At 57.3% G+C, this 18,950-nt stretch carries 23 protein-coding genes; all 23 read left to right on the top strand.

From position 1 onward, the window contains the following. The first annotated feature begins 12 nt into the window (after positions 1-12). The 23 genes from rpsN (at position 13) to AC2TCY_RS20825 (ending at position 18,950) form a co-directional block, all read left to right on the top strand. Positions 13-318 (top strand): 30S ribosomal protein S14, encoded by a 306-nt coding sequence (gene rpsN / locus AC2TCY_RS20715; RefSeq protein WP_010437098.1) that lies wholly within the window; start codon positions 13-15, stop codon positions 316-318. Positions 319-331: 13 nt separating this feature from the next. Further along, positions 332-724 carry a 30S ribosomal protein S8 gene (gene rpsH / locus AC2TCY_RS20720; protein ID WP_008757119.1) on the top strand — a complete coding sequence of 131 codons (393 nt, stop codon included), beginning with the start codon at positions 332-334 and terminating at the stop codon, positions 722-724. Positions 725-736: 12 nt separating this feature from the next. Further along, entirely contained in the window at positions 737-1,270 is a 534-nt protein-coding gene (rplF, locus tag AC2TCY_RS20725; protein ID WP_480850382.1) for a 50S ribosomal protein L6, read from the top strand. An 11-nt stretch (positions 1,271-1,281) separates the two neighbouring features. Then, positions 1,282-1,641 carry a 50S ribosomal protein L18 gene (gene rplR / locus AC2TCY_RS20730; RefSeq protein WP_037311722.1) on the top strand — a complete coding sequence of 120 codons (360 nt, stop codon included), beginning with the start codon at positions 1,282-1,284 and terminating at the stop codon, positions 1,639-1,641. Between the two features lie 115 nt (positions 1,642-1,756). After that, a complete protein-coding gene (gene rpsE / locus AC2TCY_RS20735) occupies positions 1,757-2,326 on the top strand; it encodes a 30S ribosomal protein S5 (RefSeq protein ID WP_037311720.1) in 570 nt (189 codons plus the stop codon). A gap of 12 nt (positions 2,327-2,338) precedes the next feature. After that, positions 2,339-2,527, top strand: coding sequence for a 50S ribosomal protein L30 (gene rpmD / locus AC2TCY_RS20740; RefSeq protein WP_008757946.1), 189 nt, complete (start codon positions 2,339-2,341; stop codon positions 2,525-2,527). Between the two features lie 343 nt (positions 2,528-2,870). Continuing rightward, positions 2,871-3,626 carry an alpha/beta hydrolase gene (locus tag AC2TCY_RS20745; RefSeq protein WP_480850385.1) on the top strand — a complete coding sequence of 252 codons (756 nt, stop codon included), beginning with the start codon at positions 2,871-2,873 and terminating at the stop codon, positions 3,624-3,626. Positions 3,627-3,902: 276 nt separating this feature from the next. Then, positions 3,903-4,118, top strand: a complete 216-nt coding sequence (locus AC2TCY_RS20750; protein ID WP_480850387.1) for a DUF1127 domain-containing protein — start codon at positions 3,903-3,905, stop codon at positions 4,116-4,118. 232 nt (positions 4,119-4,350) lie between these two features. Continuing rightward, the gene (gene rplO, locus AC2TCY_RS20755) at positions 4,351-4,824 is read left to right on the top strand and encodes a 50S ribosomal protein L15 (RefSeq protein WP_480850388.1); all 474 of its coding nucleotides are present in this window, start codon (positions 4,351-4,353) and stop codon (positions 4,822-4,824) included. Positions 4,825-4,933: 109 nt separating this feature from the next. Continuing rightward, positions 4,934-6,298, top strand: a complete 1,365-nt coding sequence (gene secY / locus AC2TCY_RS20760) for a preprotein translocase subunit SecY (RefSeq protein ID WP_480850389.1) — start codon at positions 4,934-4,936, stop codon at positions 6,296-6,298. Then, positions 6,295-6,939 (top strand): adenylate kinase, encoded by a 645-nt coding sequence (locus AC2TCY_RS20765; protein WP_170424551.1) that lies wholly within the window; start codon positions 6,295-6,297, stop codon positions 6,937-6,939. The genes secY and AC2TCY_RS20765 overlap by 4 nt, the downstream gene beginning before the upstream one ends. A gap of 414 nt (positions 6,940-7,353) precedes the next feature. Next, a complete protein-coding gene (rpsM, locus tag AC2TCY_RS20770; protein ID WP_008757392.1) occupies positions 7,354-7,722 on the top strand; it encodes a 30S ribosomal protein S13 in 369 nt (122 codons plus the stop codon). A gap of 15 nt (positions 7,723-7,737) precedes the next feature. Continuing rightward, a complete protein-coding gene (gene rpsK, locus AC2TCY_RS20775; RefSeq protein ID WP_058283499.1) occupies positions 7,738-8,127 on the top strand; it encodes a 30S ribosomal protein S11 in 390 nt (129 codons plus the stop codon). A gap of 115 nt (positions 8,128-8,242) precedes the next feature. After that, entirely contained in the window at positions 8,243-9,259 is a 1,017-nt protein-coding gene (locus tag AC2TCY_RS20780; protein WP_120633992.1) for a DNA-directed RNA polymerase subunit alpha, read from the top strand. A 118-nt stretch (positions 9,260-9,377) separates the two neighbouring features. After that, entirely contained in the window at positions 9,378-9,800 is a 423-nt protein-coding gene (gene rplQ / locus AC2TCY_RS20785) for a 50S ribosomal protein L17 (protein WP_480850390.1), read from the top strand. A 153-nt stretch (positions 9,801-9,953) separates the two neighbouring features. After that, the gene (locus AC2TCY_RS20790; protein ID WP_480850392.1) at positions 9,954-11,009 is read left to right on the top strand and encodes a TauD/TfdA family dioxygenase; all 1,056 of its coding nucleotides are present in this window, start codon (positions 9,954-9,956) and stop codon (positions 11,007-11,009) included. 82 nt (positions 11,010-11,091) lie between these two features. Continuing rightward, complete coding sequence (locus AC2TCY_RS20795) at positions 11,092-12,477, top strand: trypsin-like peptidase domain-containing protein (RefSeq protein WP_480850393.1); 1,386 nt, start codon at positions 11,092-11,094, stop codon at positions 12,475-12,477. A gap of 4 nt (positions 12,478-12,481) precedes the next feature. Continuing rightward, complete coding sequence (locus tag AC2TCY_RS20800; RefSeq protein ID WP_480850395.1) at positions 12,482-13,792, top strand: replication-associated recombination protein A; 1,311 nt, start codon at positions 12,482-12,484, stop codon at positions 13,790-13,792. 112 nt (positions 13,793-13,904) lie between these two features. Beyond that, positions 13,905-14,948, top strand: coding sequence for an RluA family pseudouridine synthase (locus AC2TCY_RS20805; protein ID WP_480850397.1), 1,044 nt, complete (start codon positions 13,905-13,907; stop codon positions 14,946-14,948). Next, positions 14,945-15,619 carry an HAD-IA family hydrolase gene (locus AC2TCY_RS20810; RefSeq protein WP_480850399.1) on the top strand — a complete coding sequence of 225 codons (675 nt, stop codon included), beginning with the start codon at positions 14,945-14,947 and terminating at the stop codon, positions 15,617-15,619. Before AC2TCY_RS20805 ends, AC2TCY_RS20810 begins: the two co-directional genes overlap by 4 nt. 1 nt (position 15,620) lies before the next feature. Continuing rightward, complete coding sequence (locus AC2TCY_RS20815) at positions 15,621-16,328, top strand: ATP12 family chaperone protein (RefSeq protein WP_480850400.1); 708 nt, start codon at positions 15,621-15,623, stop codon at positions 16,326-16,328. A gap of 205 nt (positions 16,329-16,533) precedes the next feature. Beyond that, on the top strand, positions 16,534-17,553 hold the full coding sequence (locus tag AC2TCY_RS20820; protein ID WP_480850402.1) for an amino acid ABC transporter substrate-binding protein: 1,020 nt from the start codon (positions 16,534-16,536) through the stop codon (positions 17,551-17,553). Positions 17,554-17,681: 128 nt separating this feature from the next. Then, positions 17,682-18,950 carry an amino acid ABC transporter permease gene (locus AC2TCY_RS20825; RefSeq protein WP_480850404.1) on the top strand — a complete coding sequence of 423 codons (1,269 nt, stop codon included), beginning with the start codon at positions 17,682-17,684 and terminating at the stop codon, positions 18,948-18,950.

An 18,950-nucleotide genomic window follows, 5' to 3' on the forward strand; every position in this document is an offset into this window, starting at 1 on the left:
GAGGATTGAGACATGGCTAAAAAAGCAATGATCGAACGCGAGAAGAAGCGCGAACGCCTGGTGGCCAAATATGCCGCAAAGCGTGCCGAGCTGAAAGAAATCGCGAATGACGAAAGCAAGCCGATGGAAGAGCGTTTCAAAGCGCGTCTGAAATTGGCGAAACTGCCGCGCAACAGCTCGGCAACCCGTCTTCACAACCGCTGCCAGCTCACCGGTCGTCCTCATGCTTACTACCGTAAGCTGAAGGTCAGCCGTATTGCGCTGCGCGAGCTGGGTTCTGCTGGTCAGATCCCCGGCATGGTGAAATCGAGCTGGTAAGGGAGAGACAGATATGAACGATCCTATCGGCGATATGCTCACCCGTATCCGCAACGCGCAAATGCGTGGCAAGTCCACCGTTTCCACCCCGGCTTCCAAGCTGCGTGGTTGGGTTCTGGACGTGCTGGCGGACGAAGGTTATATCCGTGGCTACGAAGCGACGACCGGTGAAAACGGTCATCCGGCCATCGAAATCAGCCTGAAATACTACGAAGGCACCCCTGTCATTCGCGAACTGAAGCGGGTCTCGAAGCCCGGTCGTCGCGTGTACATGGGCGTCAATGACATCCCGCAGGTCCGTCAGGGCTTGGGCGTGTCGATTGTCAGCACTCCGAAAGGTGTGATGTCGGACCAGAACGCTCGCTCCAACAATGTTGGTGGCGAAGTGCTCTGCACCGTCTTCTAAGGAGGTCTGTCAATGTCTCGTATTGGTAAAAAACCGGTCGAGCTGCCCAGTGGCGTCACTGCTACTGTGTCTGGCCAGACCATCGAAGTCAAAGGCCCGAAAGGGACCCGCAGCTTCAACGCCACCGACGATGTGACACTCGCTGTCGAAGACAACGTAGTCACCATCACACCCCGTGGTATGTCCAAGCGTGCCCGCCAGCAGTGGGGCATGAGCCGCACTATGGTCGCCAATCTGATTGAAGGCGTGACCAACGGCTTCAAAAAAGAGTTGGAGATCCAGGGTGTTGGTTACCGGGCTCAGATGCAGGGCAACACCCTGAAGCTGAACCTGGGTTACAGCCACGACGTCGATTTCACTGCCCCGGAAGGTGTCACCATCACCGCACCGAAGCAGACCGAGATCGTTGTGGAAGGTATCGACCAGCAGCAGGTGGGCGAAGTCGCGGCCAAAATCCGCGAATGGCGCCGTCCCGAGCCCTATAAGGGCAAAGGCATCCGCTACAAGGGCGAATTCATCTTCCGCAAGGAAGGCAAGAAGAAGTAAGGACGCAAACAATGGCAAACAGCAAAAGAACCCTGTTTCTGAAGCGCCGCCTGCGCGTTCGGAACAAACTTCGCAAGGTCAACGCGGGTCGTCCGCGTCTGTCCGTACACCGTTCGAACAAGAACATCTCTGTTCAGCTGATCGACGACGTGCGTGGCGTGACCCTGGCCTCGGCCTCGAGCCTGGAAAAAGATCTGGGTATCGTTGGCAAGAACAACGTCGAAGCGGCCACCAAAGTGGGCGCGGCCATCGCCGAGCGTGCCAAGAAGGCAGGCGTCGAAGAGGCCTATTTCGATCGTGGCGGCTTCCTGTTCCACGGCAAGGTGAAGGCTCTGGCCGACGCTGCGCGTGAAGGTGGTCTGAAGATCTAAGACTTGAGGGCGGTTTTCGAATCGCCCCGATGATCCGGGGGCCTCGGCAACAGTCGGGGCTCACTTGGATTGAACAAACGGCGTCGATAGCGCCACTTAAGAAAGGGATGCCAAAATGGCAGAACGTGATAACCGCCGGGGCCGTGGTCGTGACCGCGACGAAACTCCGGAATTCGCAGATCGTCTGGTTGCGATCAACCGTGTGTCGAAAACCGTAAAAGGTGGTAAGCGCTTTGGCTTCGCCGCTCTGGTGGTCGTCGGCGATCAGAAAGGCCGCGTCGGCTTTGGCAAGGGTAAAGCGAAAGAAGTACCTGAAGCCATCCGTAAGGCGACCGAACAAGCCAAGCGTCAGATGATCCGCGTGCAACTGCGCGAAGGTCGGACCCTGCACCACGATATCGAAGGCCGTCACGGCGCCGGTAAAGTGGTTATGCGCACAGCACCTGAAGGTACCGGTATCATCGCCGGTGGTCCGATGCGTGCCGTGTTCGAAATGCTGGGCGTCAAGGACGTAGTGTCCAAGTCGCTGGGCTCGCAGAACCCGTACAACATGATCCGCGCAACCATCAACGGCCTGACCAAAGAGCAGAGCCCGCGTTCGGTTGCACAGCGTCGTGGCAAAAAGGTTGCTGACATCCTGCCCAAGCGGGACGAAGCCCCAGCTGCTGCTGAAGCAGAAGCATAAGGAGAGCGACCCATGGCAAAAACCATCGTCGTCAAGCAGATCGGCTCCCCGATCCGCCGCCCCGCCGAACAGCGCGCAACCCTGATCGGTCTGGGCCTGAACAAGATGCACAAAACCCGTGAGCTGGAGGATACTCCCTCGGTCCGCGGCATGGTCAACAAGATCCCGCATCTGGTTGAGATCATCGAAGAACGCGGCTAAGCGCGAATTCTTTGAAAGAAAAGAAGCGCCTCCGATCCAGTCGGGGGCGTTTTTTGTTGCGACCGCAGTTTTGCGCTTTGTCAGCTCAGAAACAACGGAATGCTATTCGATGAACTTCTTTGCGCCTTATTAGCTTCTTCTTTTGAGGCCCACGTGCCGTCCACCCATTGTCCTGAACAGCCCGTTCCTATTCGTTGTATACGAGTAATTGGAGTACGCTTTTCCGTATGCCATATATGCCATACCCTTTCCTCTGCCGCATAAAGATTCTTGTCATGTCTGCGACGACTGGCGTTGCAAGCGAGATGTCGCGTCGCGGCATCTCGGATGTCAGAGGACGACTATGACTATCGATCGTTCAGTCTCTACAGACTCGGGGCTAATTCAGCTTACCACCGAGCCGCCGCTCTCTGTGTCCTACCTTCCGGGCCAGGGTGACACTCTGGTGATAAGTCTTGCAGGCGTGGGCAGCAAGCGCGGCGAGCAGCCGCCGTTAGAGTTCTTCGAAATGGCGTCCCAAAACAGGACGCACCACGTCCTTTTTGTATCCGACGCCTCACGCAGTTGGCTGAACGGCCCCGGCTTGGCCGAAAGAATAGTAAGAGTGATCGAAGAGACTGCCCATAGGATAAATGCAAGGCAAATAGTAGCTCTGGGAAATTCCATGGGCGGCACGATGGCACTGCTTTTGGCCCAGATTACACGGATCGACATTGTGGTTGCCATTGTGCCGCAGTTTTCCGCTCATCCGCAACGTGTGCCCGAGGAAACCCGCTGGATGTTCTTTCGGAAAAAGATCACCCACTGGCCCTTCGAAGCTGTCGAAAAACTTCCCACCACTACCACGCAAACCGTCATTCTGCACGGCGGAACGCCTGACGAACGAGTGCATCTCGACCAATTCCCACGCGATCAAAAAGCGGCGCATTTCGTCTTTCCCGAGATAGGGCACCGGCTTGCTTCGCAGTTACACCGTCAAAAAATGCTCAGCCCAATCATTGAATATGCGATCGCCGGCAAGATGATGAAGCTCCGCCGCGCCGTAGAAAGGGCCGGAGGCTTTCCGCGCGATGTAATTGACGCGATGCATCAGCAATAAAGGCCATCCGAGTAAAAGCAGACTTTGGGAATCGGACACCTTGCTGATGTCGATATTGCGCCCGTGAGGCAAAGGTCCGGGCAACCCCGCATCGCGTCCGTTAGTTAAATGTCGCATCTTGCACTGTGTTCGCTCTGCCATTCGCCAAACGCATACCGGCTAGACTAAAACTTGCGTTGTTAGCGATACCGCCTACGCCTATCTCAGCCTTGTCCAAACAAGGAACAAACAAGTGACATCGGGGAATACGCCCCGACATTCGAAAGGAATAGAGATATGGCACACACAGCAACACTGACACATGGCGGCTTCAACCTGACCGCCCGTATTGCAAACCTGATCGAGCGCGTGAAAGAAAACCGCGCCCGGGCGAGCGAATACAACCGCACTTACGCCGAGCTTCAGCGTCTGTCCAAACGCGAGCTGGACGATATCGGGCTTCGCCGCTGCGACATCGCGGACATTGCGCGTCAGCACGCATATTGCTCGTAAACCAGCGCAGCTGATATCCGAACAGTGAGGCGCCGTTTGGCGCCTCTTTTTTTATCCTGCATTCTGATCATGAGATGACTGTCGCTAGGTCGGAAGTCACAACAAACCTTGCAACCGATGTCGCAAAGCTGTATCGGGCTCCGGTGGCATTGTGTCCACGAGAATCAAAACCAAGAAATGCCGTGTCTGACCCATCACGCTTCGGGGTCATTTCCGGCGAAGGAGAAGCGATATGAAACTGCACGAATTGCGCGACAATCCTGGCGCCACACCGAAACGCACCCGCGTTGGCCGTGGTCCCGGTTCCGGCAAAGGTAAAATGGGTGGCCGTGGTATCAAGGGTCAGAAATCCCGTTCGGGTGTGGCCATCAACGGTTACGAAGGCGGCCAGATGCCGCTGTACCAACGTCTGCCCAAGCGTGGCTTCAACAAGCCGAACCGCAAGGAATTCGCCGTCATTAACCTGGGCCTGATCCAGAAGTTCGTCGATGCCGGCAAGCTGGACGCCAAGGCTGCGATCACTGAGGACGCACTGGTTGCATCCGGTCTGGTCCGTCGCAAGCTGGATGGTGTCCGCATCCTGGCAAAGGGTGAAATCAGCGCCAAGGTGAACCTGGAGGTCACCGGTGCTTCGAAAGCTGCCGTTGAGGCAGTTGAAAAAGCGGGCGGTTCACTGAAAGTCACAAAAGCTGCTGCGGCAGAGTAAGCGCTTGTGAGCGGGCAAAGACCCGCTTACATAGACTTCAGAGTTTTCCAAGACGCCGTCCGAGCCGGAAAACGGTTCCGGGCGGCGTTTGCATAAGAGAGACCGATTTATGGTATCAGCAGCAGAACAAATGGCAGCCAACACTAGCTGGGCTGCTTTGGGCAAAGCCACCGATCTGCGCAACCGCATCCTGTTCACGCTGGGTTTGTTGATCGTCTACCGTCTGGGCACATTTATTCCGGTGCCGGGGATCGACGGTGCGGCCTTGCGCGAATTCATGGAGCAGGCGGGGCAGGGCATCGGCGGCATGGTTTCGATGTTCACCGGCGGAGCGCTGGGAAGAATGGGTATCTTTGCCCTTGGCATCATGCCCTATATTTCGGCCTCGATCATCGTACAGCTGCTGACGTCGATGGTTCCCGCGCTCGAACAACTCAAGAAAGAGGGCGAGCAGGGGCGCAAGAAAATCAACCAATACACCCGCTTCGGGACTGTGGCTCTGGCCACTGTTCAGGCCTATGGTCTGGCGGTGTCCTTGGAATCGGGCGATCTGGCGACCGATCCTGGCCTCTATTTCCGTATGTCGACCATGATCACTCTGGTCGGTGGTACTATGTTCCTGATGTGGCTGGGTGAACAGATCACCGCGCGCGGCATCGGCAATGGTATCTCGCTGATCATTTTTGTTGGTATCATCGCCGAGGTTCCCGCTGCACTGGCGCAGTTCTTTGCTTCTGGTCGTTCCGGGGCAATCAGCCCGGCTGTGATCGTTGGCGTGATCCTTATGGTGATCGCAGTGATCACTTTCGTGGTCTTCATGGAACGCGCGCTGCGCAAGATCCATATCCAATACCCTCGTCGTCAGGCCGGTATGAAGATTTATGAAGGTGGTTCCAGCCATCTGCCGGTTAAAGTTAACCCCGCGGGCGTTATCCCGGCGATCTTTGCAAGCTCGCTGCTACTGTTGCCTGTGACGATTTCGACCTTCTCGTCAGGTGCGACCAACGGGCCGATCATGTCCTGGCTGCTGGCCAATTTCGGCCCGGGACAGCCGCTGTATCTGCTGTTCTTCGCCTCGATGATCGTTTTCTTCGCCTATTTCTACACCTTCAACGTTTCGTTCAAGCCGGACGATGTCGCGGACAACCTGAAGAAGCAGAATGGTTTTGTGCCCGGGATCCGTCCCGGCAAGAAGACCGCCGAGTATCTGGAGTATGTGGTCAACCGCGTTCTGGTTCTGGGTTCGGCTTATCTGGCGGCGGTCTGTCTGCTGCCTGAGATCCTGCGGGGCCAGTTCGCCATCCCGTTCTATTTCGGCGGCACCTCGGTTCTGATTATCGTCTCTGTGACCATGGACACGATCCAACAAGTCCAGAGCCACCTGCTGGCGCATCAATACGAAGGGCTGATCGAAAAGTCCCAGCTGCGCGGCAAAGGCAAGAAACGTGGCAGAAAGGGAGCTGCTCGTCGATGAATATCATTCTTCTGGGCCCCCCGGGAGCCGGCAAAGGAACGCAGGCGCGGCACCTGGTTGAAACCCGCGGAATGGTGCAACTGAGCACCGGTGACATGCTGCGTGAAGCCAAAACCTCGGGCACGGAAATGGGCCAGAAGGTTGCCGCGATCATGGATGCGGGTAAGCTGGTCACCGATGAGATTGTGATCGGCCTGATCGAAGAGAAACTGACCACCGAAAAAGGTGCCGGTTTCATCTTTGACGGCTTCCCCCGCACGCTGGCACAGGCCGATGCCTTATCGGCTCTGCTGACCAAGCTGGGCCAGTCGCTGCATACGGTGATCGAGATGCGCGTGGATGACGACGCACTGGTGGACCGGATCACGGCGCGGTCAACTTGCGGCGGATGTGGTGAGGTCTATAACGACAACACCAAGCCGATCCCGGCAGACGGTAAATGCACCAATTGCGGCAAGGAAAACGACTTTGTCCGTCGCGCCGACGACAACGAAGACAGCCTGCGCACGCGGTTGATGGAATACTATAAAAAGACCTCTCCGCTGATTGGCTATTACTATGCCAAAGGCGATCTGCGCCCTGTGAACGGGCTGGCGGATATCAAAGAGGTCACGGCGTCGATTGAGGCTGTGTTGGGCTGACCGTCTGGCTTTTTCGTGTTCTGGAATAAGTACAATAAGAACTCACTGTGGTTCATAATTGGGTTGGCAGTGGGCCTTATTTTAGGCGTATTGCTGGGGGCGATCAGCACGGTTGGATTAGGTGGGTTGAACACTCACATGGACTTTTGCAACGACCAAACCAGCAAGCACTTCATCTTCGATCAATACGTCAGAGAGAAGGTTTGCTGGCCAGATTGAGTATGGGCTTGACGCCAGCGCCAAAAGCCCATATCGACCCCCATCCCTAAAGGGAATCAAGATCGCGTGCGGGATTCGTCCCAAACGCCCCGACCACCTCGAATAATACTGGACCCTCTGGCGTCACTGCCAAGGTCAAGTGTTGTGAAAAAAGGTTCCGGAGCTACGGAACCGCAACAAAAAGGAAAGTGACACGTGGCACGTATTGCCGGCGTAAACATCCCGACTGCAAAGCGGGTACCTATCGCCCTCACATATATCACCGGTATCGGCAACACCTCGGCTAAAGCGATCTGCGAAGCCGTGGGCATTGAAGCGCACCGTCGCGTCAATGAACTGTCGGATGCCGAAGTTCTGGCCATCCGCGAGCACATCGACGCAAACTTCACCGTCGAAGGTGACCTGCGTCGTGAAGTTCAGATGAACGTTAAGCGCCTGATGGACCTGGGCTGCTACCGCGGTCTGCGTCACCGCCGCAACCTGCCGGTTCGCGGTCAGCGTACCCACACCAATGCTCGTACCCGCAAAGGCCCCGCAAAGGCCATTGCCGGTAAGAAGAAATAAGGGAGGGTCTGACTGATGGCACGTGACAAGACTCGCGTTAAGCGCAAAGAGCGCAAGAACATCGCATCGGGCGTTGCCCATGTGAACTCGACCTTCAACAACACCAAGATCCTGATCTCGGACGTGCAGGGCAACGCCATCGCATGGTCGTCCGCCGGTACCATGGGCTTCAAGGGTTCGCGGAAATCGACTCCCTACGCCGCTCAGATGGCTGCAGAAGACGCAGGCAAGAAGGCTCAGGATCACGGCGTCAAGACGCTGGAAGTCGAAGTTCAGGGCCCCGGTTCAGGTCGTGAATCGGCGCTGCGTGCGCTGGCCGCAGTGGGCTTCAACATCACGTCGATCCGTGATGTGACACCGATTGCTCACAACGGCTGCCGTCCGCCGAAGCGTCGCCGCGTCTAAGCGATTTTGAATTGAGCTGGGGCCAGTGTTTCTGCACGGCCCCAGCACGTCATTTTAAACCTCGGGCGTCTGCACCTTGTTGGTCATGGGGTGCGGACAGGAATGGAGGGATTACATGATCCATAAGAATTGGGCTGAATTGATCAAGCCGACCCAGCTGGATGGTAAGCCGGGCAACGATCCCGCACGTCAGGCAACCCTGGTTGCCGAACCGCTGGAGCGTGGTTTTGGTTTGACTCTGGGCAACGCGCTACGCCGCGTTCTGATGAGCTCGCTGCAAGGCGCAGCCATCACCAGCGTTCAGATCGACAACGTCCTGCACGAGTTCAGCTCGGTCGCGGGCGTGCGTGAAGACGTCACCGACATCATCCTGAACCTCAAGCAGGTTGCCCTGCGCATGGAAGTCGAAGGCCCCAAGCGCCTGTCGATCAATGCCAAAGGTCCCGCAGTTGTCACCGCCGGTGACATCAGCGAAAGCGCCGGCATCGAGGTTCTGAACCGCGATCACGTCATCTGCCACCTGGACGATGGCGCCGACCTGTTCATGGAACTGACTGTCAACACCGGCAAGGGCTATGTCTCGGCTGAAAAGAACAAGCCGGAAGACGCACCCATCGGGCTGATCCCGATCGACGCGATCTATTCGCCGGTCAAGAAGGTTGCCTATGACGTTCAGCCGACCCGTGAAGGTCAGGTTCTGGACTATGACAAGCTGACCCTGAAGATCGACACCGACGGTTCGATCACGCCGGAAGACGCGTTGGCCTTCGCCGCACGTATCCTGCAGGATCAGCTTTCGATCTTCGTCAACTTCGACGAGCCGGAATCGGCTGGCCGCCAGGACGAAGACGATGGTCTGGAGTTCAACCCGCTGCTGCTGAAGAAAGTAGACGAGCTGGAACTGTCGGTCCGTTCGGCAAACTGCCTGAAGAACGACAACATCGTTTACATCGGCGACCTGATCCAAAAAACCGAAGCCGAGATGCTGCGCACCCCGAACTTCGGCCGCAAGTCGCTGAACGAGATCAAGGAAGTGCTGTCCGGCATGGGTCTGCACCTCGGCATGGATGTCGAGGACTGGCCGCCCGACAACATCGAAGATCTGGCCAAGAAATTCGAAGACGCGTTTTAAGCGCGTCTTCCCCAATGCCCGGGCTGCCGGGGACCATATGGGCACTTCCGCCCCAAGGAGAGCCGGTGACACGCATCGCCGGCCAGACAAAGCAAAACGCGAAAGAAGGAATGAGAAAATGCGTCACGCACGTGGTTACCGCCGCCTGAACCGTACTCATGAGCACCGTAAGGCTCTGTTTGCGAACATGGCTGGCTCGCTCATCGAACATGAGCAGATCAAAACGACTCTGCCCAAGGCAAAAGAACTGCGCCCGATCGTTGAAAAACTGATCACCCTGGGCAAACGCGGCGACCTGCACGCCCGCCGTCAGGCCGCATCGCAGCTGAAAGAAGACAAAGACGTCGCCAAGCTGTTCGAAATTCTGGGCCCCCGCTACGCTGAGCGTCAGGGCGGTTATGTCCGTATCCTGAAAGCTGGTTTCCGTTACGGTGACATGGCTCCGATGGCGATCATCGAATTCGTTGACCGTGATCTGGACGCCAAAGGCGCGGCGGACAAAGCCCGCGTTGCCGCCGAAGAGGCCGCAGACGAAGAATAAGAAAGCCCGGCTTTCTGAATTTGGCCCCCGCGTTTCAGACGCGGGGGCTTTTTTGACTCTGAAAGGCGTCATATTTGGATCATTCGCGCTGATCCAAGGAAATGAAACCCCCACTGTCCCGTGCCACGCTGTAAGATAAGCATGGAGGAGAAGATGGCGATACTATCTGAGATACCTAATGAACTCACGGGACCATCAGTTTGGTCTGGAAGCGAGATGGTTATGCGGCAAGACGATTGGATTTTCGATCTGACGCCGGACTGTGTAGCCGACCTTGAGCAGGCTGCCCGCCACTACCTTAGCCTGGATCGGGATATCGGTGAAATTACAAAGGCCGATTTCCCGCTGCAACGGCTGGATAGCCACCTGGCGCGGTTGCGCGAAACATTGATCAACGGGGTCGGTTTCGAGGTGATCAGGGGCCTGCCGGTGCAGACATACACTCAGGAAATGGCGGCGGCGATCTTTTGCGGAGTGGGCACCCATCTTGGGTCGGCGCGCTCGCAGAATGCTCAGGGGCACATACTGGGGCATGTTCGCGATACCGGCGCAGATGCGAGTGATCCCAATACCCGGATCTATCAAACCCATGAGCGGCAGACCTTTCATACCGACAGCGCGGATATCGTAAGTTTGCTGTGCTTGCGAGAGGCGAAGCAAGGCGGCGACTCCCTGCTTGTCAGCGCTGAAACCATCTACAACAGGATGCGAGTAGAATGTCCGGACTTGCTGGAGCGTTTGTTCGACCCAATCGCGACCGACCGCCGTGGCGAGGTGCCGGAAGGGATGCAACCTTTCATGACCATCCCGCCTTTCTGCTGGTATGATGGCAAGCTGACAGTGTTCTACCAGCGGCAATATATCGACAGCGCGCAAAGGTTTCCCGAGGCCATGCGGCTGACGCCGGACCACGTCGCGGCATTGGACCGTTTCGACGCACTGGCCAATGACCCCGACCTCTACCTTTCGATGCGATTGCAACCGGGTGACATGCAGTTTGTCTACAACCATTCTCAATTGCACGACAGAACCGCGTTTACTGACTGGCCCGACCCGGCAGAGAGACGCCATCTGCTGCGTTTGTGGTTATCGCCCGAGGGAGACCGAAAGTTGCCCGAAGTGTTTAAACAACGCTACGGCACAATTGATGTGGGCAACCGGGGGGGAATCATAACCAAAGGCACTCGGCTGCACGCACCTCTCGATTAATCACTACGCCTTATTCACCACGAGCTTGCATTACGTTTCCTGTGGACGCATATCCAACTGAGCTTTGCAAGTTGAGGTATCAATGTTTCGCGCGACACTTATTGCTCTTTCTTTTGCATGCGCCACAGTAGCCTCTGCTGAGACCCGCGTGCCGCAATCTCAGGCCGAGATTTCTCTGGGTTTCGCACCAGTCGTAAAACAGGCTGCTCCAGCGGTCGTAAACATTTATGCCAAGATCGTTCGACAGGGTCGGGCAAACACTTTGTTCTCCGATCCGTTCTTTCAGGATTTCTTTGGCAGAGGATTTGGGGCTCCGCGACCGAGAGTTCAGAACTCGCTGGGTTCCGGTGTGATTCTGTCTGAGGATGGCTATATCGTGTCCAACTATCACGTCGTCGGCGCCGCGACTGAAATCCAGATTGTCACTACAGATCGGCGTGAGTTCTCCGCGAAGGTGGTTCTAGGCGACAGGGAAAGCGACATTGCGATTCTCCGGCTGGATGAGGCTCAGGATCTGCCCTTCCTGCAACTGCGCGATTCGGATCAGGTTGAAGTTGGTGAGTTGGCTTTGGCCATCGGTAACCCGTTTGGCGTAGGGCAAACGGTGTCTTCGGGCATTATCTCGGGACTGGCGCGCACCGGAACGGCGACTGGAAATGCCCGGGGTTATTTCATCCAGACCGACGCGGCCATCAACCCCGGAAATTCCGGTGGCGCGCTTATCGACGTTAATGGGCAGCTGATCGGAATAAACACCTCGATCCTGACGCGTTCGGGGGGATCGAACGGCATCGGTTTTGCCATTCCAGCCAATCTGGTCGCCGAGTACCTACAGCAAGCGCGGGCTGGAAACGAACGGTTCGTCAGCCCCTGGGCTGGAATGGCAGGACAGCATATGAGCGCTGACATTGCAGAATCCCTTGGTTTGACGCTGCCGGAAGGGGTCGTGATTTCGGATCTGCACGCGCTTAGTCCGTTAGGTGAGGCAGGGCTGAAAGTTGGCGACGTGGTCACTCATGTCGACGGGAAAGAAGTAAACTCACCGGCCGAGATGAAATTCCGCATGTCTATCGCCGGGGTTGGCGGAACGTCTGTCCTGACACGCCTGCGTGGTGATGCGCGATCCGAGGTTAAGGTCGCGCTGATCCCGGCGCCTGAAACGCCCGCCGCTGAAGAGACGGAATTGGATGCCAGCACTGTCCTGCCCGAATTGGTCGTCGCGCGGATAAACCCGGCTTTGATAACGCGGCTGGGGCTGGGTCTGTCGCAGACAGGTGTCGTCGTGGTCGAGCCCGGCCCCTACGGCGCGCGAGCCGGGTTGCGAACCGGCGATTTGGTGAAGGCCATCAATAGTAAAACAGTCGAGCGACCCGGGGATATAGTGGACGCCCTGACTGAACCGGGTCGACGGGTTCAGATTGAGTTGGAGCGCGGCGGACAAGCGGTATCTCTGCGGTTCCGTCTGTAACGATATGAGCGACTTGTTCGATACCGCAGACAGCGCCCCAGCAGTTGCGCCACATCGCCCATTGGCGGACCGATTGCGCCCACAAACGCTTGATGAAGTCATCGGGCAGGAACAGGTCCTGGGTTCCGAGGCGCCATTGGGGGTGATGCTGGCGGCGGGTAGCCTGTCCAGCCTGATTTTCTGGGGACCTCCGGGTGTGGGCAAAACCACTATTGCGCGGTTGCTGGCCCGGGAAACCGACCTTCATTTCGTTCAGATTAGCGCGATATTCACTGGCGTACCCGATCTTAAGAAGGTGTTTGAGGCCGCGAAAATCCGCCGTCAGAATGGGCAGGGCACGTTGCTGTTCGTTGACGAGATTCACCGCTTCAACAAAGCTCAGCAGGACGGTTTTCTACCTCATATGGAGGATGGTACTATCCTTCTGGTGGGCGCCACGACCGAAAACCCCTCCTTTGAACTCAACGCCGCTGTCCTTAGCCGTGCTCAGGTGCTGGTGTTGGAGCGACTGAACCTGACCGATTTGGAACGATTGACCCAGCGCGCCGAAAAGGAGTTGGGCAATGCACTGCCTTTGACGGGCCAGGCGCGCGAGGCGCTTCAGGAAATGGCTGACGGTGATGGGCGCGCGTTGCTGAACCTGATCGAGCAGGTGTCAGCGTGGAATGTCAAAGCATCACTGGACCCGGACGCGCTGGCCAAGCGGCTCATGCGGCGCGCGGCGAAATACGACAAGTCCGGGGATGAGCACTACAACCTGATTTCAGCCCTGCACAAATCGGTACGCGGATCCGATCCGGATGCCGCGCTGTACTGGTTCGCCCGGATGCTGACCGGAGGAGAGGATCCAAGGTACCTGGCCCGCCGAATTACCCGGATGGCCGTTGAAGATATCGGGCTCGCCGATCCTCAGGCGCAGTCGATCTGCCTGCACGCCTGGGAAACCTACGAGAGGCTTGGATCACCAGAAGGTGAGCTGGCGCTGGCGCAGGCGGTGGTGTATCTTGCATTGGCGCCCAAGTCGAATGGGGCTTACATCGGTTACAAGGCGGCTATGCGGTTGGCAAAACAGTCCGGCAGCGCGCCTCCGCCAAAGCATATCCTGAACGCGCCGACCTCTTTGATGAAAGACCAGGGATACGGCACAGGCTATGCGTATGACCATGATGCCGAGGACGGGTTTTCCGGCCAGAACTACTTTCCCGAGGACATGGAGCGCCCCGATCTCTATCAACCGGTCGAACGCGGGTTCGAGCGTGAGCTGAAAAAGCGACTGGACTATTTTGCCAAGCTACGGGCACAGCGGAACACTTAATTGCGCTGACTTGACTCTTCGACCGATGCGGGCGACAGACGCGCATGTTTTCAAAAGAGCTGAAACTGACACAATCCGGGCGCTCAAGCCGCGCGGTGCAAGGGGCAATCGCATGAGTGGTGTACAGATGATCACAGTGGCAGAAGGCGACGGTGACCAGCGGCTAGATCGCTGGGTGCGCCGCCTGTTTCCCCATGTCGGCCAAAGCCGCATCGAAAAGATGTGCCGCAAGGGTGAATTGCGCGTCGATGGCGGCCGGGTCAAAGCCTCGACCCGGCTGGAGGTCGGGCAATCCGTGCGCGTCCCACCATTGCCGGATGCTGATCACAAGCCCGTTGAGGTTAAACGGACCATCTCGGATGCAGATACCAGGCTGATCCAGTCCTGCGTGATCTATCGCGACGATCACATTCTGGCTCTGAACAAACCACACGGCCTGCCTGTGCAGGGCGGCAGCGGGCAAACCCGACATGTTGACAGCTTGTCCGAGGCCTTGCGCTTTGGCTTTGACGAGAACCCGCGCCTTGTGCACCGGCTGGACAAGGACACTTCGGGCGTGTTGGTTATGGCTCGCACCCGTGAAGCGGCCAAGGGGCTGACAGCGGCCTTTCGGCATCGCAACACGCGCAAGATCTACTGGGCTTTGGTTGCAGGTGTGCCGACACCCTACTTGGGCGAAATCAAAACCGGGTTGGTCAAGGCCCCGGGCCATGGCAAGCACGGCGAAGGCGAAAAGATGATTCCCGTGCACATGAGCGAGGTCGACGACACTCCGGGGGCGAAACGCGCACACACACTGTACGCGACGCTGTACCGGGTCGCGGGCAGAGCTGCCTGGGTTGCCATGGAGCCGGTCACCGGGCGAACACACCAGTTGCGCGCACATATGGCGGCTATTGGCCATCCGATCATCGGGGATGGCAAATACGGCGGCTCGGGTCAGGAAAATCTGGGCGATGGCTGGGGTGCGCAGCTGGGCGGGATAATCAGCAAAAAGCTGCATCTGCACGCGCGGCGGTTGTCCCTTGAACACCCGGTGACCCGCAAGCCTGTGTCCATTACCGCGCCTTTGCCGGAACATATGAAAGACAGCTGGGACACACTTGGATGGACCGAAGATCTGGCCGTCGACGACCCGTTTGAGGAGCTGCGATGAGCGCATCTTTGCGCCTGGTCCTGTTCGACGTTGATGGCACCCTGGTTGATAGCCAGGGCAGTATTATTTCCGCCATGAACGCCTGCTTTGACGCGCTTTCCCTGCCAGCGCCAGATCGTGATGCAACACTTTCGATTGTGGGGTTGTCGCTGCCGCAAGCGATGGAGCGTTTGGCACCGAAACAATCCGCCTTGGTTCAAGCCCAGCTGGTTGACGGTTATAAACAGGCTTATCATGCGCAGCGACTGGAACAGGGGGCGGCCAGTTCGCCGCTCTATCCCGGCGCGCGGGATATTATAGAAACCCTGCACGCCACGCCAGAAATCCTGCTTGGCGTCGCGACGGGTAAATCCCAACGCGGATTAGATGGTCTGCTACAGGTCCATGGGTTGGAGCGATACTTCGTTACCCGGCAGGTTGCGGATCACCACCCGTCCAAACCGCATCCGTCAATGATCGAGGCCGCAATAGCCGAAACAGGAGTTTCCCCGGCAGATGCAGTCATGATCGGCGATACCAGTTTTGACATGGACATGGCCGCGGCGGCAGGGGTTGCTGGCATAGGCGTCAGCTGGGGGTATCACGACCGCTCGGCTCTGCACCGGGCTGCCTGCGTGATCGATACATTCGAAAAACTGCCAGATGCACTGGCCGAACTCTGGAACAAATGACATGAGCGACTGGAAACCAAAACGCTTCTGGACATCTAGTGCGGTCGTTGAGGCCGACGGGGGCTATACAGTCGAGCTGGACGGCCGCAGGGTCAAGACACCAGCCAAATCTGCTCTGACGCTGCCGACCCTGGCCATGGCCGAAGCAGTTGCTGCCGAATGGAAAGCACAGGAAAACGAGGTGGATCCGACCACCATGCCTTTTACGCGGTCCGCAAACGCGGCCATCGACAAGGTGTGTCACCAGCATGCGGAAGTTGCGGACATGTTGGCGGATTACGGCGATTCAGACTTGCTGTGCTATCGCGCGACGCATCCGCAAACCCTGCAGAAAAGGCAGGCCGAGCAATGGGACCCGGCTTTGGACTGGGCTGCCGAAGCACTTGGTGCGCGTTTGTTTTCGGTCGCTGGTGTTCTGCACCGACCGCAACCAGAAGACGCAGTCCAAAACCTGCGATCCCATGTTCACGCTCTGAATGCGTTTCAGCTTGCCGCATTTCATGATCTCGTTAGCTTGTCGGGCTCTTTGATACTGGGTTTTGCGGCGGCCCGAGACTGGCGAAACCCTGACGAGATCTGGGCCATCTCCCGCTTGGACGAAAACTGGCAGATCGACCAATGGGGCCATGATGACGAGGCGCACTCGGCTGCCGAAATCAAGAAAGCTGCCTTTCTCCATGCCAAAAAGTTCTTTGATCTCTCGGTTTGAGCCTTCGGAATCTGATTTTTCGGCGTGAAATCCGAAGCCTATGCGGTTGACCCATCGATTTCCCTGATCCAGCACTTGACGTTTGTTTATGAATACGCCCAAACTTGGGCCACTAAAGGGGAGAGACCTTTTGGGTAACCTTTCTGGCGCGCGTGTGCCGGATCGAACCGTTCCTTCAGGGATGGAAAATCAGGAAGAGGTAAAAATGAAAAAATCCGTAATCTTGGGCGCGGCAACGATTGCCGGTCTGGCTGCAGGTGCAGCTGCAGCGGGGACCGTTGACGACGTCAAGGCGCGCGGTAAGCTAAACTGCGGTGTGACCACCGGTCTGGTTGGCTTTGCAGCGCCCGACGCAAATGGCGAATGGCAAGGTTTCGACGTTGCCGTATGCCGCGCCGTTGCCGCAGCCGTTCTGGGTGACGCAAGCGCTGTTGAATTTGTTCCGACCACTGGTAAGACCCGCTTTACCGCGCTGGCTTCCGGTGAGATCGACATGCTGGCCCGTAACACAACCTGGACATTCAGCCGCGATGTCGACCTGAAGTTCGAATTCGTTGGTGTGAACTACTATGACGGCCAAGGCTTCATGGTTCCCAAGGCACTGGGCGTAAGCTCGGCCAAGGAACTGGACGGTGCAACCGTTTGTATCCAAACCGGCACAACCACCGAGTTGAACCTGGCGGATTTCTTCCGCTCGAACAACATCAGCTATGAGCCGGTTCCGATCGAAACCAACGCCGAAGCGCAGCAGCAGTATCTGGCTGGCGCATGTGACGTGTACACCACCGACGCATCGGGCCTGGCCGCAACCCGCGCCACGTTCGAAAACCCCGGTGATCACGTCCTGCTGCCCGAAATCATCTCGAAAGAGCCGCTGGGCCCGCTGGTCCGTCACGGCGATCACGAGTGGGGCGACGTTGTCCGCTGGACCCTGAACGCGCTGATCTCGGCAGAAGAGCTGGGTATCACCTCGGCCAATATCGACGAGCTGAGCTCGGGCGCGGGTGACAACCCGGAAGTGAACCGTCTGCTGGGTACCGAAGGTACACTGGGCGAGATGCTGGGTCTGGACGCTGAATGGGCTGCACGGGCGGTTAAAGCTGGTGGTAACTATGGCGAAGTGTTTGCCAAGAACATCGGTGAAGAAACCCCGATCGGTCTGGCACGCGGCCTGAACGCTCAGTGGACCGATGGCGGTCTGCTGTACTCGCCGCCGTTCCGCTAAAATCCACGGGAAAGGGCGCAGGGCAACCTGCGCCCTTTTTCAAACAATAAGAAACACTCCCGAATAGATTGAGCAGTGATCAACTCTGCCGGCAGAAAATCGGGATGTCACGGGGATATACATAGGTCATGACGACTCTCACTGACCCGCCGAAGGAGCAGTTCCGGCTGTCCATGCTCCTTTACGATACGCGGTACCGATCAGCGACCATTCAGGTCATTGCATTGATCGGTTTCATGCTTTTGGCAGCCTGGATCATTTCCAACACAATTCAAAATCTTGAAGCACTGGGCAAACCGGTTGAGTTTGGTTTCTTTGGGGAACCGGCAAGCTATGACATTAACCAGCGGCTTCTGGAGTACACCTCCCGCGATAGCCATTTACGGGCCGCGTTTATCGGATTGCTGAACACGCTGGTTGTTGCGGTTCTGGGTTGTATCACCGCGACGATTGTCGGTGTATTCGTCGGCGTTTTGCGGCTTTCGAACAACTGGTTGATCGCGCGGCTCATGACAGTTTATGTCGAGATGTTCCGCAACGTGCCCGTCTTGCTCTGGATTGTTCTGGCAATGGCCATTCTGATCGAAGGCTTGCCAGCACCCAACGCGTTCCGAGGCGATAACCCAACAGCAACGATGGATTTGTTCAATTCTGTCGCTGTCACTAACCGTGGTGTTTATATCCCGGAATTCCTGTTCTCGCGGAGCTTGGGCGATATCCACCTATTTGGCGCGTCAAGCATACGTTTCGATGTCTCGCTGGATCTGGTCGCATTCTTGGTCGTGTTGGCAGGCAGCATTTTTGCAATGCGGAAGGTTTCCGCCTATGCCGCTGCAAAACAAGAAGCGACCGGTGACCGTCCGACCATTTGGTATATCCAGCTGGGCATTTTGTTCGTGCCGATGTTCATCCTGATGGCCGCTCTCGGGTTCCATCTGGGATACCCCGAGTTGAAAGGGTTTAACTTCCGAGGCGGCACCCATATGCGCAACTCGCTGATCGCGCTGTGGCTGGCCCTGTCGCTCTATACGGCGGCCTTCATCGCCGAGATCGTGCGCGCCGGTATTATGGCTATCTCGAAAGGTCAGACCGAAGCCGCATCCGCGCTGGGACTGCGCCCGGGCCGTACCATGCGTCTGGTGATCCTGCCGCAGGCGCTGCGGGTGATCATCCCTCCGATGATCTCGAACTATCTGAACCTGACCAAGAACTCGTCGCTGGCGATCGCGGTCGGATATATGGACATCACGGGTACGCTGGGCGGCATCACCATGAACCAGACCGGCCGCGAGCTGGAATGTGTTCTACTGTTGATGCTGGTCTATCTGTCCATCTCGCTGAGCATTTCGGCGGTGATGAACTGGTACAACAAACGTGTCAAACTGGTGGAGCGGTAA

The organism is Ruegeria sp. HKCCD7181 (genome assembly GCF_057221055.1).